Annotated in this window: 12 protein-coding genes; 7 read left to right on the forward strand and 5 right to left on the reverse strand. The window is 66.5% G+C overall.

All coding sequences use genetic code 11. The annotated features are described in order from the left end of the window. Positions 1-203 precede the first annotated feature (203 nt). From LZC94_25750 to LZC94_25760, 3 genes are all read left to right on the forward strand, one after another. Entirely contained in the window at positions 204-956 is a 753-nt protein-coding gene (locus tag LZC94_25750; GenBank protein ID WXB11264.1) for a 1-acyl-sn-glycerol-3-phosphate acyltransferase, read from the forward strand. After that, positions 946-1,977, forward strand: coding sequence for a diacylglycerol kinase (locus LZC94_25755; GenBank protein WXB11265.1), 1,032 nt, complete (start codon positions 946-948; stop codon positions 1,975-1,977). Before LZC94_25750 ends, LZC94_25755 begins: the two co-directional genes overlap by 11 nt. A gap of 115 nt (positions 1,978-2,092) precedes the next feature. Then, complete coding sequence (locus tag LZC94_25760) at positions 2,093-4,759, forward strand: hypothetical protein (protein ID WXB11266.1); 2,667 nt, start codon at positions 2,093-2,095, stop codon at positions 4,757-4,759. Between the two features lie 155 nt (positions 4,760-4,914). Here the strand turns inward: LZC94_25760 and LZC94_25765 are convergent, their stop codons facing one another. Together LZC94_25765 and coaBC are read right to left on the reverse strand one after the other, a co-directional pair. Next, entirely contained in the window at positions 4,915-5,475 is a 561-nt protein-coding gene (locus LZC94_25765) for an OmpA family protein (protein WXB11267.1), read from the reverse strand. 63 nt (positions 5,476-5,538) lie between these two features. Next, a complete protein-coding gene (gene coaBC, locus LZC94_25770; GenBank protein ID WXB11268.1) occupies positions 5,539-6,813 on the reverse strand; it encodes a bifunctional phosphopantothenoylcysteine decarboxylase/phosphopantothenate--cysteine ligase CoaBC in 1,275 nt (424 codons plus the stop codon). Between the two features lie 168 nt (positions 6,814-6,981). Here coaBC and ychF point away from each other — a divergent pair, with 168 nt between their 5' ends. The 3 genes from ychF (at position 6,982) to LZC94_25785 (ending at position 9,990) form a co-directional block, all read left to right on the forward strand. Beyond that, positions 6,982-8,088 carry a redox-regulated ATPase YchF gene (gene ychF, locus LZC94_25775; GenBank protein ID WXB11269.1) on the forward strand — a complete coding sequence of 369 codons (1,107 nt, stop codon included), beginning with the start codon at positions 6,982-6,984 and terminating at the stop codon, positions 8,086-8,088. Between the two features lie 72 nt (positions 8,089-8,160). Then, positions 8,161-9,210, forward strand: coding sequence for a hypothetical protein (locus LZC94_25780; GenBank protein WXB11270.1), 1,050 nt, complete (start codon positions 8,161-8,163; stop codon positions 9,208-9,210). Between the two features lie 33 nt (positions 9,211-9,243). Next, positions 9,244-9,990, forward strand: a complete 747-nt coding sequence (locus LZC94_25785) for a DUF1579 domain-containing protein (GenBank protein WXB11271.1) — start codon at positions 9,244-9,246, stop codon at positions 9,988-9,990. Positions 9,991-10,152: 162 nt separating this feature from the next. Here the strand turns inward: LZC94_25785 and LZC94_25790 are convergent, their stop codons facing one another. Together LZC94_25790 and lon are read right to left on the reverse strand one after the other, a co-directional pair. Further along, positions 10,153-10,785 (reverse strand): hypothetical protein, encoded by a 633-nt coding sequence (locus tag LZC94_25790; GenBank protein ID WXB11272.1) that lies wholly within the window; start codon positions 10,783-10,785, stop codon positions 10,153-10,155. Between the two features lie 19 nt (positions 10,786-10,804). Beyond that, complete coding sequence (lon, locus tag LZC94_25795; GenBank protein ID WXB11273.1) at positions 10,805-13,330, reverse strand: endopeptidase La; 2,526 nt, start codon at positions 13,328-13,330, stop codon at positions 10,805-10,807. Between lon and LZC94_25800 the strand changes: the two genes are divergently transcribed. Beyond that, positions 13,238-13,534: a hypothetical protein gene (locus LZC94_25800; GenBank protein ID WXB20377.1), complete on the forward strand. Its 297-nt coding sequence runs from the start codon at positions 13,238-13,240 to the stop codon at positions 13,532-13,534. The genes lon and LZC94_25800 overlap by 93 nt on opposite strands. 25 nt (positions 13,535-13,559) lie before the next feature. Here the strand turns inward: LZC94_25800 and clpX are convergent, their stop codons facing one another. Then, positions 13,560-14,816 (reverse strand): ATP-dependent Clp protease ATP-binding subunit ClpX, encoded by a 1,257-nt coding sequence (gene clpX / locus LZC94_25805; GenBank protein ID WXB11274.1) that lies wholly within the window; start codon positions 14,814-14,816, stop codon positions 13,560-13,562. Between the last annotated feature and the right edge of the window lie 222 nt (positions 14,817-15,038).

The raw sequence follows: 15,038 nt of genomic DNA on the forward strand, positions 1-15,038 counted from the left end.
CGCGAAAACTCCGGAGAAAACGTCCCTGGCGATGCCGGGGTCCGATGCTACGAGCCGCGTCTCGCAATATCAAGCAATCCGATTTTTTTGCTAGACCGCGCGTGAGGCCGGGGACGCGAACCGGCATGGTCCCCGCGTCGCCCCGCTTCTCCCGCACCCGATCCGGGTACGAATTTCCAGCGGAGTGTACTAGCTTGCCGCCCGTGCTTTCATCGCGTTTGTCGCCCGCGCGTGGTTCGCTGGCTCTCTCGCTCCGTACCGTCTACGAGACGCTGGCCATCAGTTGGCCCACCGTCGTCGACGCCGCCTTCGGGCGCGTGACCAAGGACGTGTGCGACGAGCGGCTCCGCAGCTGGTCTCAGAAGGTCGTAGCCCATGCCCGCATCGACCTCCTGGTGCGGGGTCGGGAGAATCTCGAGCCCGGCCGGGCGTATCTGGTCATGAGCAATCATCAGTCGCACTACGACATTCCGGTGCTCTTCGCCGTGATGGGCGGGAGCATTCGAATGATTGCAAAGCAGGAACTTTTCAAATTCCCCATCTTCGGCGCCGCCATGCGCGAGGCGGGCTTCATCACCATCGATCGGTCGGATCGGAACCGCGCCATCGAGAGCCTGGAGGTCGCGCGGCAGACGCTCGCCCGCGGCGTGAATGTTTGGATCGCGCCCGAGGGGACGCGCAGCCTCACGGGAAAACTCCTCCCGTTCAAGAAGGGCGGCTTCAACCTCGCCCTCGAGGCGCAGCTGACGATCCTGCCCATCACCATCGACGGGACGAAGAGCATCCTTCCGCCGAAGGCCATGCGGTCGCACCACGACGCCAAGGTCCGAGTCACGATTCACCCGCCCATCGACTCCCGCGCATACGCGTCGAATGGTCAAGGCCGCGGAGGATTTCGCGCCTCACGCGATAAATTGATGCGCGATGTAAGAGAGGCTTTCGAACGTGGCTTCTAGAAGATGGACGGCGGGCAAGAGCGCCGCCGGCTCAGGGCTCGCCATTCTGGTCAACGCCAACGCCAAACGCGGCGGCCGCCGCATCGCTGCCCAGCTCGGGCGCGCGCTGCCGGGCGCCCGCATCCGGCTCACCCGAACGATCGACGAGATCGAGGGCTGGCTCAAGTCGGTGCGCGACGCGCGCTGCATCTTGGCAGCCGGCGGCGACGGTACGGCCATCGCGCTCATCAATGCGATGCATCATGTGATTCCAAAGAAGGACCCCTTCCCGTGCGTGGGGCTCCTTCCTCTTGGAACCGGCAACGCTTGGGCACGCTCCACCGGGGCGCGCAAGCTGGGGCAGCTGGTCGACGTGCTCGCCGGTTTGGGGCCGGGCACCTTGCCCACCCGTCGCTTCGGGCTGGTGGAGTGCGAGGGGATCCTCACGGGCTTCGCCGGCTGCGGGTGGGACGCGCAGATCCTCGACGACTACAAAAAGCAGCTGCAAGCCTCGCGCGGCCCGGGCAAACGGGTCGCCAAGAGCGTCTACGGCTACCTGGGCGCGGTGGTGTTGCGCACCACCCCCAAGCAGATCGTGCGCGGCCGGCCCCACGTGCTCATCGAGAACATGGGCGACGCCGTCTACACCGTCGACCCCGAGGGCCGGGTGGTCAAAATCGACGGCATCGGCAACGGCGCCGTCCTCTACGAGGGCCTGGCCAGCGTCGCCGGGTGCGCTACCGTGCCCGAGTTCGGCTACGGCTTCCGCGCTTTCCCCTTCGCCGAGCGGCTCATGGGTCAGCTCAACGTGCGCATCTACGACCGCAGCGCCCTCGGCGCCTTCAAGGATCTGCGCCCGCTCTGGCACGGCACCCACCCGCTGCGCGGGATGCACGACTGGTTCGCCTCCGCCGTGCGCATGACCTTCTCCCGCCCGATGCCGCTCCAAATCGGCGGCGACGCGGTGGGCGAACGACAGACGGTCGACTACCGCATCTCCGAACGAACCATCGAAATGCTCGACTGGCGTACGCTCAACTAGGGCACCGAACATGGTGATGGTCCGAGGGTTCCAAACATCCGCCGCACGACGGAAATCCGCAGGAAGCGCGCGGGAGTCGACATCTTCGGTGCCCTAGGCACCAACGGGTAGAGGCATGCCGAGGAAGCTGGTTCAGCATGCTGCGCTCGAGGCCATCAAGGACCACACGCGCAACGCGCTCGCGGCGCTGACCGCCGGATTTCGAGGCGCGCACGAGGGTCGCGATCCGAAGGTCCTCTACGAGGCGTTCGTCGCCGCCATCGTCCGCATCGTCTTCCTCTACCTGGCCGGGCAGCTTCGCGGCACGCACCACGGGTGGGCGGAGCTGCTCGGGGCTCTGCGCCGCCTCGATGACGAGATGCTGCCGCAGGACCGCTTCTTCGTGCGCTTCTCATTCGTTGCGGAGGCAACGGTCGACGACGCGGTGGTGCGCACGGTGCTGTCGGAGCTCGAGCGCGCCGCGAGCGGATCGCTCGACGTGGAGCACCTGGGCACCGTCTACGAGTCGATGATGGGCTACTCCGTCGAGGTGGCGCGGGAGCCGAGCCTGAGCGTTTTGTGCCGGCGCAAAGCGGGGGCGTCGCAGGTGGCGGTGCTGGTGGGCTTGGCGTCGCTCTTCGCCTTGTCGGGGCCATCGCGCCGCGCGTCACTGGAGCGCAAGGGGATCGATCTCGACGGGCGCGTGGGGCTTCGGGTGGAGCGCAGCACCAGCATCGAGGAGTTGGTGCGCGCGCTGCGGACGCGCACCTCGCCGCTCTCGCCCAAGGTGGTGCCGGAGGGCGCGCTGGCGTTGACGTTGACGTCGGACCGGCGCCGCTCGGGCTCGCACTACACGCCGCGCGCGCTTGCGGACCGCATCGTCGAAGATACGCTCGGGCCGTTGGTGGAGCCCATGCCGGTGGTCGAGCCAACGCCGCTGGTGGAGCCCATGCCGTTGGTGGAGCCGCTGGGGGCGGAGGGGATTCTGCGCCTCAAGGTATGCGATCCGGCCATGGGGTCCGGGGCTTTTCTTCTCGCGGCGTGCCGCTTCCTGGCGGACAGGCTCGTGCAAGCTTGGGATCGTGTGCCGGAGGTGGGCGATCGCGACGTGGGCGACGCCGGGGTGCGTCATTCGGGTGATGCGGCGGTCCGCGACTCGGGCGATGCGGCGGTCCGCGACTCGGGCGATGCGGCGGTCCGCGACTCGGGCGATGCGGGGGTGCGCGACTCGGGCGACGCGGCGGTCCGCGACTCGGGCGATGCGGGGGTGCGCGACGGTGTGGACGACATGGTCGTGCGGGCGCGGCGTTTGGTTGCGGAGAGGTGCATTTACGGGGTCGACAAAGATGCGTCGGCGGTGCTCGTCACCAAGCTGTCGCTGCGGCTGCTGGCGCGCGCCGAGACGCATTTTCCGCTGGCGTCGTCCCTCGACGCCAAGCTGCGGCAGGGCGACTCGATTGCGTCGTTCGACTGGCGCGGCGAGTTTCCGGAGATCTTTGCGCCGTCGCGCGGCGGCTTCGACGCGTTCGTCGGCAACCCGCCGTGGGTGTCGTACGCGGGCCGCGCCGCGCAGCCGCTGGCCCCCGAGCTGCACGCGCTCTTCACCGAGACGTACGCGAGCTTCGCCGGCTACCGCAACCTGCAGGGACTGTTCATCGAGCGCTCGGCCATGCTCCTGCGGACGTCGGGGAGGCTCGGCTTCATCATTCCGAGCTCGATGTCCGAGCAAGAGGGGTACGGCCCGACCCGCGCCGCACACGATCGCCTGTGCATCTGCGACGCGAGCCTGCGCGATCTGGGCAACGACGCCTTCTCGGGCGTGTTCCAACCGTGTATGGCGCTGGTCTCGACGCGGCGCGCGCCGGGGGAGGCACCTTCGGTCGCGCCCGCACCCAAGTTGCGCATCGTCGCCACCCGCGCCAATGGGGTGGGAAACGGGGTGGTCCTGAGCATCGAGAACGGCGTCGGAAACGGCATCGTCCTTGGCGTCGAGAACGGGGTCGGCCTCGGGAACGGGATCGCCCTCGGCGTCGACCACCGCAACGGCGTCGACCACCGCAACGGCGTCGTCAACGGCAGCACCAACGGCTTCGTCGACCGGCGCGAACGCGTCCCCACATGGCCCATCGAGCGAACGGATCTCGACGCCACCGGCCGCGGCCTGCTCGGAAAGATGGGCGAGCACCCGCCGCTGCCGGGGCACCTCTTCGGCGAACGCGGAATTCAAACCTCCTCGGGCGACGTGGAGCACATGCGCAGCAAATCCGACCCGCGCCGCACCTTGGCCCTTCGAACGGGCGCGGACATCGAGCCCTTTTTGCGCCGGGCGCCCTCGCTCTACTGCGATCCGCAGAAGCTCACGTGCCGCGTTCGCGCCTCGCAAGAGTGGACCTCCATCGGCGTCCTCATTCGGCAGACGGCGCGCGTCCCCATGGCCACGCTCTCCGACGGCCTGGCGTTCCGCAACTCGATCCTCGCCGGCTTCGACGATCCCCTGTACCCGGCGACCTTTCTCGTCGCCTACTTGAACGCCACCCCCATCCGCTGGCTCCACTACGCTCGCCACCGCGACGCGCGCCAGGGAATGCCCCAGCTAAAAATCGGCCACCTGCGCGCGACCCCCTCGCCCCCCCATCGCGAGCTGGTCGCCGAGCTCTCCGCCTTCGGCGAGCTCCTCGCCGCCAAGAACGCCGGCATCGACCCGAGCGAGCAGCTCCACCTCGACACCCGCGTCGCCGATGCATTCCAGCTCAGCGACGACGAACGCCAGCTCATCGCCCACTGGTGGGCCCACCTGACCTAGCCCGCGCCACCGCCCCCGAATCGCCGCGCCCCGCGCCACCGCACCGAATCGCCGCGCCCCGCGCCACCGCACCGAATCGCCGCGCCCCGCGCCACCGCACCGAATCGCCGCGCCCCGCGCCACCGCACCGAATCGCCGCGCCCCGCGCCACGCCATCACCGCACCAAATCGATATCCACCCGCCGATCGTACGCCCAGCTCCCCTCTTCATCGCCGGTGGCATCGAGCTCCCCGCGCGACGTATCGGCGATCTTGCGCCTGTCCACCCCGCGCTCACTCAAGTACCCCTTGACGTTGGTCGCGCGCAGCGCCGCGAGCGTCATGTTGTATTCCTCCTCGCCGCGCGGATCGGCGTGCCCCGTGAGCTTGATCGCACGCCCGCGGAGCGGCCCCGTGGTGAAGCATCGGGCAACGAGCCCCAAAACGTGCCGCTCGGGCTCGCCGATGTCGTCCGAATCGAACGCGAAGCGCGGGGCCGCTCCCACCTGCGTGCGGATCGTGCAGAGCCGCGCAATCTCGTCGGAGATCGCGATGGAACCCGCGCGAACCCCCTGCCCTTTGCGCACCGGCTTGTCCGGCATTTCGGCCGACGCGATCGCCTCCGGCCAGATCGACGCCGGCGGCAGCGGACGCTCACCCCGAATGCAACCGGAAGCGCACGCGATCAGCGCCATGAGCGCTACCAGCGAGAGCGAAAAAGTGAACGATCTGCGCATGATCCCCCCTCGGTGACGATGGATGATCCACCTTCACACACGGTCGCGCACACCCACCTGCGATCACGCTACGATGTCGGCCCACACATCGCGCACGCGATCCAAGATGCGATCCGCCAGCTCCACTTTGCTCATCGTTCCGAGCCCCTCGGCCCCCGCCGCCGAAACGATCGTCGCCCGATTGTCGTCGCCCGCGAAGGCCACCCGCGCCTCGTTGGCCACCACCAGATCGCACTTCTTCTGCAAAAGCTTGCCGCGCGCATAATCGACGAGCTGCTCGGGGGTGCCCGTCTCCACCGCGAAGCCCACCAGCACCGGCTTCTTCGTCGCGCGCTTTGCGCCGATCTCGGCCAAGAGATCCGGATTTTTCACCAGGCGAAGGCTCGTCTCGTCGCCGCCCGCCCCTTGCATCTTTTTCAGCTTCACGGGGCTCACCACCGCCGGACGATAATCCGCCACCGCCGCCGTCATCACCAGCGCATCGGCCCCCGATAGATCGTCGCCCAGCGCGCGCGCGAGCGCATCGCGCATCGACAGCGCCGAGCGCACATCGACGCGCGCCACCCCGCGCGGCGTCCCCAGGTTCACCGGCCCCGTGATCAACGTGACCTCCGCCCCGCGCGCGGCCGCGCGCTCCGCCACCGCGAACCCCATCTTCCCGCTCGAACGATTGCCCAAGTAGCGCACCGGATCGAGATCCTCGACCGTGGGCCCCGCCGTCACCACCACGCGCCGCCCCGACAAATCGCCCGCCGCCGCCGCCGCGGCGCCCGCCGCCGCCGCCGCACCCTGCCCCAACGCCTTCCCGATGGCCTCGACGATCGCCTGCGGCTCCGCCATTCGCCCGAGCCCGCTCTCGCCCGAAGCCACCGGCCCAACCACGGGCCCCACGAAGACAACCCGACCATCCCGAACGAGCCCATCCACATTTCGACGGGTCGCCGGGTGGTCCCACATGCGCGGGTGCATCGCCGGCGCCACCAGCACCGGACCGCGCGCCGAGAGCGCCAGCGCGGTGACCAAGTCATCGGCGCGGCCGGTGGCCAGGCGCGAAAGGAGGTCGGCCGTCGCCGGCACGATGACCACCAGGTCCGCGCGCTCGCTCAGCGCAATATGTTTTTCCCCGGAGAATCCGGGATCCCACATGTCTTGGGCGACCGATTCGCCGCAGATGCCCGAGAGGGTCACGGGGCCCACGAAATGGGGCGCGGAGTGGGTCATCACGGGCAGAACCGCCGCCCCCGCTTTCACGCAAAGGCGGGCGACCTCCACGCTTTTGTAGGCGGCGATGCTTCCGGTGACACAAAGGGCGATGGTGCGCCCGCGCAGGTCGAACATGGCTGCACGCACCTTACACCCTGCCGACCACCCGCCGCCCGGTGGTTCGCCGCCGGACGGTGCGGCCCGTGCTACTTGCACGGGGGCCAAAGGCAGGCGATACAAGCTCGCGGAACCTGTTCCCAGCCGCCACCGCGCCCATCGTTCACGCCCATCTATAGGAGTCTTATGGGTCTCTCCGTCGGAATCGTCGGTCTACCGAATGTCGGCAAGTCGACGTTGTTCAATGCGCTCTCGACCGCCAAGGCCGAGGCCAAGAATTTCCCCTTCTGCACCATCGAGCCCAATGTCGGCGTCGTGGCCGTCCCCGATAGCCGCCTGGCCGCGCTCGACAGCGTGGTTCACGCGGACAAAATCGTCCCCACCTCGATTCAGTTCGTCGACATCGCGGGGCTGGTGCGCGGAGCGTCCAAGGGCGAAGGGCTCGGGAACCAGTTCTTGAGCCACATCCGCGAGGTCGACGCCATCGTGCAGGTGGCGCGCTGCTTCGAGGACTCGAACATCATCCACGTGGAGAACCGGGTCGATCCGGTGGGCGACATCGCCACCGTCACCACCGAGCTCTGTCTCAAGGATCTGGAGACGGTGCAGAAGCGCGCCGACCGCGCCCGCAAGCAAGCCAAGGGCAACATCCCCCTGGAGAAGCTCGCCCTCGAGATCTGCGAGCCGCTGGCGAAGCACCTCGACCAAGGTCTGCCCGCCCGCACCTTCAAGCTCCCCGACGCGACCGACGCCGCCATCGTGATGCGCGACATGCAGCTGCTCACGGCGAAGCCCTCGTTCTATGTGGCCAATGTCGACGAGGCCTCGCTCAAGGCCCTCGATCAAAACCCGCACTACATGGCTTTGAAAAAGTACGCCGATGCCGAAAAGGCCCCCATCGTGGCGGTGTGCGCGGCGCTCGAGGCGCAGATCGCGGAGCTGGAGCCGGAAGATCGCCCCGAGTTCCTCGCGGAGGCGGGCCTGAAGGAGCCGGGGCTCTACGCCGTGGTTCGCGCGGGCTACGATATCCTCAAGCTCCTGACCTTCTTCACCGCCGGCAAGGTCGAGGTGCGTGCATGGACGACCGTCATCGGCGCCAAGGCGCCGCAGGCGGCGGGTGTCATCCACACGGACTTCGAGAAGGGCTTCATTAAGGCGGAGGTCATCTGGTGGGAGGACTACGTCCAACTTGGAAGCGAGTCAAAGTGCCGCGATGCGGGTAAGCTGGCCATCGAAGGCAAGGAGTACGTCATGCGCGACGGCGACGTCGTGCACTTCCGCTTCAATGTCTGAGCGAGCCTTCGCATCCAACGCGTGAGACGAGGATCCGCACCTCGCGGATCCGTGAGACGGGGATCGGTGACGATGAAGGGCTCGCATCACAAATCGGGACAAGCGTCGTTTGCCTTTTTGCTCCTCGTCGTGCTCGCCTTGGCGGTGAGCGCGGTGGGCTGCCCCTGCGTGCGGAGCGCGGTCAACGCCGACGCAGGGCTTCGTTGGTGGCTCTTCTCGAAGTTCGGGGCCAGCAAGGTCTGTCCCGAGATGCAGAAGCGCGGCGTGCCGCTCAAGATGGCGCTCGTGGGCCCGAACAGCGTGGGGCGCTTCTTTCCCGCGCAGTGCGTGGTGAACGTGAACGAGCAAGAGCACTCGATGGTGGTCGACGTGACGGGCTCCGGCTACGTCGTGCTCCCCTTCACGCGCCGCGTGGGCTTCTATGCGGGCGTCTCCGTCGAGTACAAGCCCGACTTCCGGCTGGAAGAAGACGCCATGTACGTGTGGGGCCGGTTCACGCGCGCGATGCGGCAGCCGGACTTGCGCCTGCTCGGCGTCGAGAACCAGGTCATCAACCTGGCCACCCAAACGCCGCTGGGCGATCTGGCCACCGTGCTGGGTCGGGGTGTGCTCGAGAGCGAGATCTCGAAGGGCTTCACCGTCGTGCGCCTCGAAGACGGCGATGACTTCACCTTGGGCATCCTCAACCCGCCCGAGCGCCCCAAGCGCTACTTCAAGGGCATCGGCGACAACGTGGTGCTCGAGAGCAACGTGACCGAGCTGGCCACCGCCTCCCGCGACTACCTGGGCCCCTTCGAGATCGCGCAAAACAACGCCGCCCTCTACGCCCGCCTCCGCGTCACCGGCGCCCCCGTCGACTACTTCGTCGTCGACCGCCAAACCGGCGACAACTGGCGCCACGCCTACGAGTCCGCGCGCCCCATGGGCCCCAACCCCGGCCCCTCGATCGCCTACGGCCAGGCGACCCAAGGCGAAATGGCCCGCGCCTTCCCGGTTCCCCCCGGCTCGTACTACTTGGTCGTGGAGAACCGCGCCCCCGCCGCCGTCGGCCTGCTCGGCATGCCCATGCCCTTCGAGGCCCGCTCCACCCTGACGTACTCCATCGAGTCGAGCGCCCGCTAGAACATCGCGACGAACGCGGTACAGTCGGGCGCCATGATGAGCCCCACCTCGCCCCCCGCCCCGCGGCGCGAATCGTCGCATGATCACCGTCGTCGTACCCATCGCACCCGCCGCGCCATCGGGATCCTCCCCGCCTGCATCTACCTGAGCGCCTGCGCCGCCGGCGCCCCACTCCAAGCGCAGACCACGGGCGCTGCCGCCGCAGCCAAACCGGCACCCGCCGCCAAACCCGCGACGTCCGCGCCCTCCCCGTCGTCATCGGCCATCGAACGCATGCTCGCGCTGGGCCCCGAGGGGGAGGAGCTCACGCGTCGCAGCGGCACATGGACCGTCGTCTCCACCATCCGCGTCACCCCAAACGCACCGCCGATGGTCACCGCGGGCCTCATCGCCGAGCGCACCATGGTGGGCCTCTACCAACAAGAAATCATGCGGCCCGCGCCGGGCTCGAACACCCCCGATTTCCGCCGCATCGCCTACATCACCTTCAACCGAGTCGAGGGGCGTTATCAATACGTCTCCATGGACACGCGCTTCCCCGTCGGCATCATGCCCGCGTGGAGCTTCGGCGCCCAACGCGGCCCCGATCTCACCTTCCAATTCGAGCCCCTCGCCTTCGTCGGCCTCGGCCGCGAAGTCGAAGGCCGCATGTTCCGCTCCAACTTCGTGATCACCCGCGACAGCGAAGACCACGAATTCGGCCGTCAATACTGGATCCAGTCCGACGGCACCGCCCAAGAGTGGCTGGCCGTCCAATACGAATACACCCGCAAACGCTGAACGCTGGGCCGCCTCCCCCCACGCCGCGGCGTCATTGCCCCGGACCGAGATCACCCCGCAGCACGATCACCCCGGAACCACGGGACGAGACCATCCCGGAACGAGATCGCCTTCGGGCGAGAAAGCCCCCTTTCCCGCGGGCGAGGCCGGGAGGGGAGCGACCTACTCGTCGTCGACGTCTTCGTCCGGCTCGAGATGCGTCGCAATGGATTCGCGCCACGCATGGAGAACCGATTCATCCGCCTGCATTCCTCGCAGTCGCATGACGACAGGCCCGTCGTCGCTACGAAGCGCAGGAAATGTGCGAAGCAGCCGGGCCAAATCCAACCGATCCGAGAGCCCTTTTTCTCGTCCTCCTCGGTGAGCGATGCTGACCGTCTTGAGCGCCATCAACTCGACAGGGGTCAGGACGCGAACGCCGTCAATCATCCGATACTCCGGAAGCCGCTCCACCTGCCTCACATCCACCAAATGCCGATTCTTCGGCTTGCGCAGCTGATAAACGCGAAACCCCGTCTCCGCCACCACCTCGCGCACCCGCATCGCCATGTGAAACCGCGCCGCCAAATGCGCGCGCAGCGCCTCCGCCAACCCCGCGGCCTGCGTCGACAGCACGTCCACGTCCTCCGTCATGCGCGCCGGCTCACAGTACGCATTGACGGCCTGCGCCCCAAACAACACGGCGTCCTCGCGCCCCACGAGGTACGTGAGTACCTCGCGGAACACCGTTGCGAGCGGTACTTCCTCGTGCGTCATGAACTCACGAAACGTGAGCGGACCATCGAAAAGCAGCACCGTCAAACTTTAGCGTAAATCAGTGCGACGTGCCCGCCGGCTCCGGCAGCGCCACCGGCGAGGTCGGCAAGCGGGTCGAGTCGGCGCCGCGGATCACCAATTCGCCGTCGATGTACTGCCACGACTCGCGCGACTTTCCGAAGACCGCGTCCGGATCGTCCAGGCAGAGCGCCTCGCGGAGCACTTCGTCCATGTGCTCCACCAGCACGATGCGCGTGGCCCGGAGCACCCGGCGCGGCACCTCGCGCAGATCCTTGCGGTTCTCACGCGGCACGATCACGGTCGTGATCCCGCTGCGGTGCGCCGCCAAGAGCTTCTCCTTGAGACCGCCGATGGGCAGCACCCGCCCGCGCAACGTGATCTCCCCGGTCATCGCCAGATCCCGCTTCACCGGCACCTTGATCAAGGAGCTCGCGAGCGACGTCGCCATGGTCACGCCCGCGCTCGGCCCGTCTTTGCGGATGAACTCCGGGAAGTGAACGTGCACGTCGACCTTTTGATAAAAGTCCACGTCGAGCCCCAGGATCTGCGCGCGCGAACGAACGTAGCTCATGGCCGCGTGCGCGCTCTCCTCCATGCCCTTCTCGAGGAGACCGGTGATCGCGAGCTTCCCCTTTCCGGGGACGACCGCCACCTCGCACGCGAGCAGCTCCCCGCCCCCGTTGCTGGTCACCGAGAGACCGTTGGTGAGCCCGATCTCGTCGTGCTCTTCCTTCTTGCCCAGACGGTACTTCGGAACCCCGAGGTACTTCGGAATGCTCTTCGCCTCGACCACGATGGGCTCCAGCGCCTTGGCCCCTGCCCCCGCGCCGGCCTGCGCCTTCGAGTCGTTCACCACCTGCCGCGCCACCTTGCGGCAGATGCTCGCGATCTCGCGCTCCAAGGAGCGAACGCCCGCCTCCTTCGTGTAGTGGTGGATCACCGTACGGATCGCGCTCTCGGTCACCGTGAAGTCGACGTTCTCGAGCCCGCACTCCTTCTTCTGGCGCGGCACCAAGTACTTCACGGCGATGTTCAGCTTCTCGAACTCCGTGTACCCCGACAGCTGGATGATCTCCATGCGGTCCTGGAGCGGCACCGGGATGGCGCTCAAGGTGTTCGCCGTGGTGATGAACATCACGTCGGAGAGATCGTAGTCCACGTCCAGGTAGTGATCGTTGAACGTGTCGTTCTGCTCCCCGTCGAGCACCTCGAGCAACGCCGCCGCCGGATCGCCGCGGAAGTCAGTCGACATCTTGTCGACTTCGTCGAGCAGGAAGACCGGGTTGTTCGTGCCCGCCTTCTTCAACGATTGAATCAGCTTGCCCGGCATCGCGCCGATGTACGTGCGACGGTGGCCGCGGATCTCGGCCTCGTCCCGCACGCCGCCCAGCGAGAGGCGCACGAACTTGCGGCCCGTCGCCCGCGCGATGCTCTTGCAGAGGCTCGTCTTGCCCACGCCGGGCGGCCCCACGAAGCAGAGCACCGGGCCTTTGAGCTTCTTGGTCAGCGCTTGCACCGCCAAGTACTCGAGGATGCGCTCCTTGATGCGTTTGAGCCCGTAGTGATCCTCGTCGAGGATCTCCTCGGCCGCCCCCAGATCGTAGTTTTCTTCGCTCTTGTCGTACCAGGGGAGGCTCAGGATCCAATCGATGTAATTGCGAACGACGGTGGCCTCCGCGCTCGTCGGGTGCATCATCTTGAGCTTTTTCAGCTCTTTCTTGACCTTGGCGGTGGCCTCTTTGCTCATCCGCTTGGTCTTGATTTGATCCTCGATCTCCTGAATCTCGTTCTTGAACTCGTCGCGCTCGCCGCCGCCCAGCTCCTTCTGGATGGCCTGCATTTGCTCGTTCAAGTAGTATTCCTTCTGCGTCTTCTCCATCTGCTTCTTGACGCGAGAACGAATCTTCTTTTCGACCTGCAGGATCTCGATCTCGGCCTGCATCAGCTCGTGCAGCCGCTCGAGCCTCTTGGAGGCGTCTTCACACTCGAGCAGCGCCTGCTTGTCGGCGAGCTTGATCGTCAGGAGGTTGGCCACGATCATGTCGGCCAAGCGCGCGGGCTCGTCGACCGACTGCACCTCGACGAGGACCTCGGGTTGAACCTTCTTGTTCAACTTCACGTACATCTCGAAGGCGGCCTGCGAGCTGCGCATCAGCGCCTCGACCTCCACCGTGCGCGTGCCGGTCTCCGCGATCTCTTCGGCCTCGACCAAGAAGAACTCGTCGGTCTGCACGTAGCGGCGCACGCGCGCGCGGCGGACGCCCTCGACCACCACTTGGACGGTGCCGTCGGGCAAACGCAGAAGCTGCCGCACGGCGCCCAAGGTGCCCACCGCGAAAATGTCGTCGGGGACGGGCTCGTTGGCCTTCGCGTCTTTTTGCGCCGCGAGGAAGATCTCCTTGTCGCGCACCATGGCGGCGTCGAGCGCGTTGATCGACCGCTCCCGCCCTACGAACAACCGCGTTCCCATATGAGGGAACACCACAATGTCCCGGAGCGGCAAAAGGGGCACAATCCGTCGTTTGGTCATGGTCTTCGCGTCGCCATCGCCCTTGAAAAACATAGTAGAGACCCTTTTCTGCCACAGACCCTCGCTGCATTCCACCCCGCGCGGAACACCGGCGGAACGAATGTGGTCGGTTGGGCGGGCAAGGCGCCGGGCCGCGGAAATGCGCGGGTCGGCCGCGCGCTAAAAACGTTCGTCAAATGCACGCAGCGCCGCCAAAACGAAGCCTTCGCTTCGTTCGGCAGCGCCTTTTCGTCGTGACCTCGCGGCAGGAGAAACCGTGCGGTCAGGCCAGTTCCGCTTCCTTCGTGTAAACGATGAGCGGCGCGTCTTGCTTGGTGATGACGTCGTCGTTGATGACGACCTCCTTGATGCCGCTGCGCGAGGGGATGTCGTACATGATCTCGAGCATCGCGGCCTCGAGGATGGCGCGCAGACCGCGGGCGCCGCTGTTCCTGGCCAGGGCCTCTTTGGCCACGGCGGCGAGGGCGCTCTTGGTGAATTTGAGCTTCACGCCATCCATTTCGAACAGCTTCTGGAACTGCTTCACCAGCGAGTTCTTCGGCTTGGTCAGGATGTCGATGAGCGCCTCTTCATTGAGCTCGTGCAAGGTCGCGAGCACCGGAAGACGGCCGATGAACTCCGGGATCAGCCCGAACTTGAGGAGGTCCTCGGGCTGCACCTGCATGAGCAGCTCGCCCAGCTTGAAGTCCTTCTTGCTCTTGATGTCGGCGCCGAAGCCGAGGGTCTGCTGGCCGATGCGGCGCTGGACGATCTGCTCCAGGCCCACGAAGGCGCCGCCGCAGATGAACAGGATGTTCGTCGTGTCCACCTGCAGGAAATCCTGCTGCGGATGCTTTCGACCACCCTTGGGCGGCACGTTGGCCACCGTGCCCTCGATGATCTTCAAGAGCGCCTGCTGCACGCCCTCGCCGCTCACGTCGCGCGTGATGGAGGGGTTGTCGCTCTTGCGCGAAATCTTGTCGATCTCGTCGATGTACACGATGCCGCGTTGCGCGCGCTCCACGTCGTGGTCGGCGTTCTGCAGCAGCTGCACGATGATGTTCTCGACGTCCTCGCCGACATAGCCCGCCTCCGTGAGGGTCGTGGCGTCCGCGATCGCGAACGGCACGCTCAGGATTTTGGCCAGGGTCTGCGCGAGCAGGGTCTTGCCGCTGCCGGTGGGGCCGAGGAGCAGGATGTTGCTCTTCGAGAGCTCCACGTCGTCGCTGGCGACCCGTGAGTCGATGCGCTTGTAATGGTTGTGAACGGCTACCGCGAGCACCTTCTTCGCCCGCTCTTGCCCGATCACGTAGTCGTCGAGGATCGATTTGATCTCCGCCGGCTTGGGCACCGGGGTCGAACCGGCGTACGGCTCATCCTTTTCGACCTCTTCGGCAATGATGTCATTGCAGAGGCCGATGCACTCGTCGCATATGTACACCGTGGGGCCGGCAATGAGCTTCTTCACCTCTTTTTGCGACTTGCCGCAAAAAGAGCAATTCAGATTGCCGTTGGTGTGGTCGTCCCGTCTGCGCTCCAAGTGTCGCCTCGTTCGAAGTCCGAAAAAATAAACAACAAAAACAACGGTTCAACTGAGTGTCGGGACGATGGGTGCCCCGCTGCCAAACCATCAGGCGGGCTCGAGGCCCGCCGCGCGCCGAATGTCACGGGCAAGAGCCCATCACGACTCGACTAACCAGATGACCGCATTCACCACTGCGTCGCCAACGGAACAAAGCTTAGACTTGTCACTTGCTCATCG

It is taken from the genome of Sorangiineae bacterium MSr11954 (genome assembly GCA_037157815.1).
GTDB classification, from domain to species: Bacteria; Myxococcota_A; Polyangia; order Polyangiales; family Polyangiaceae; genus Pendulispora; species Pendulispora albinea.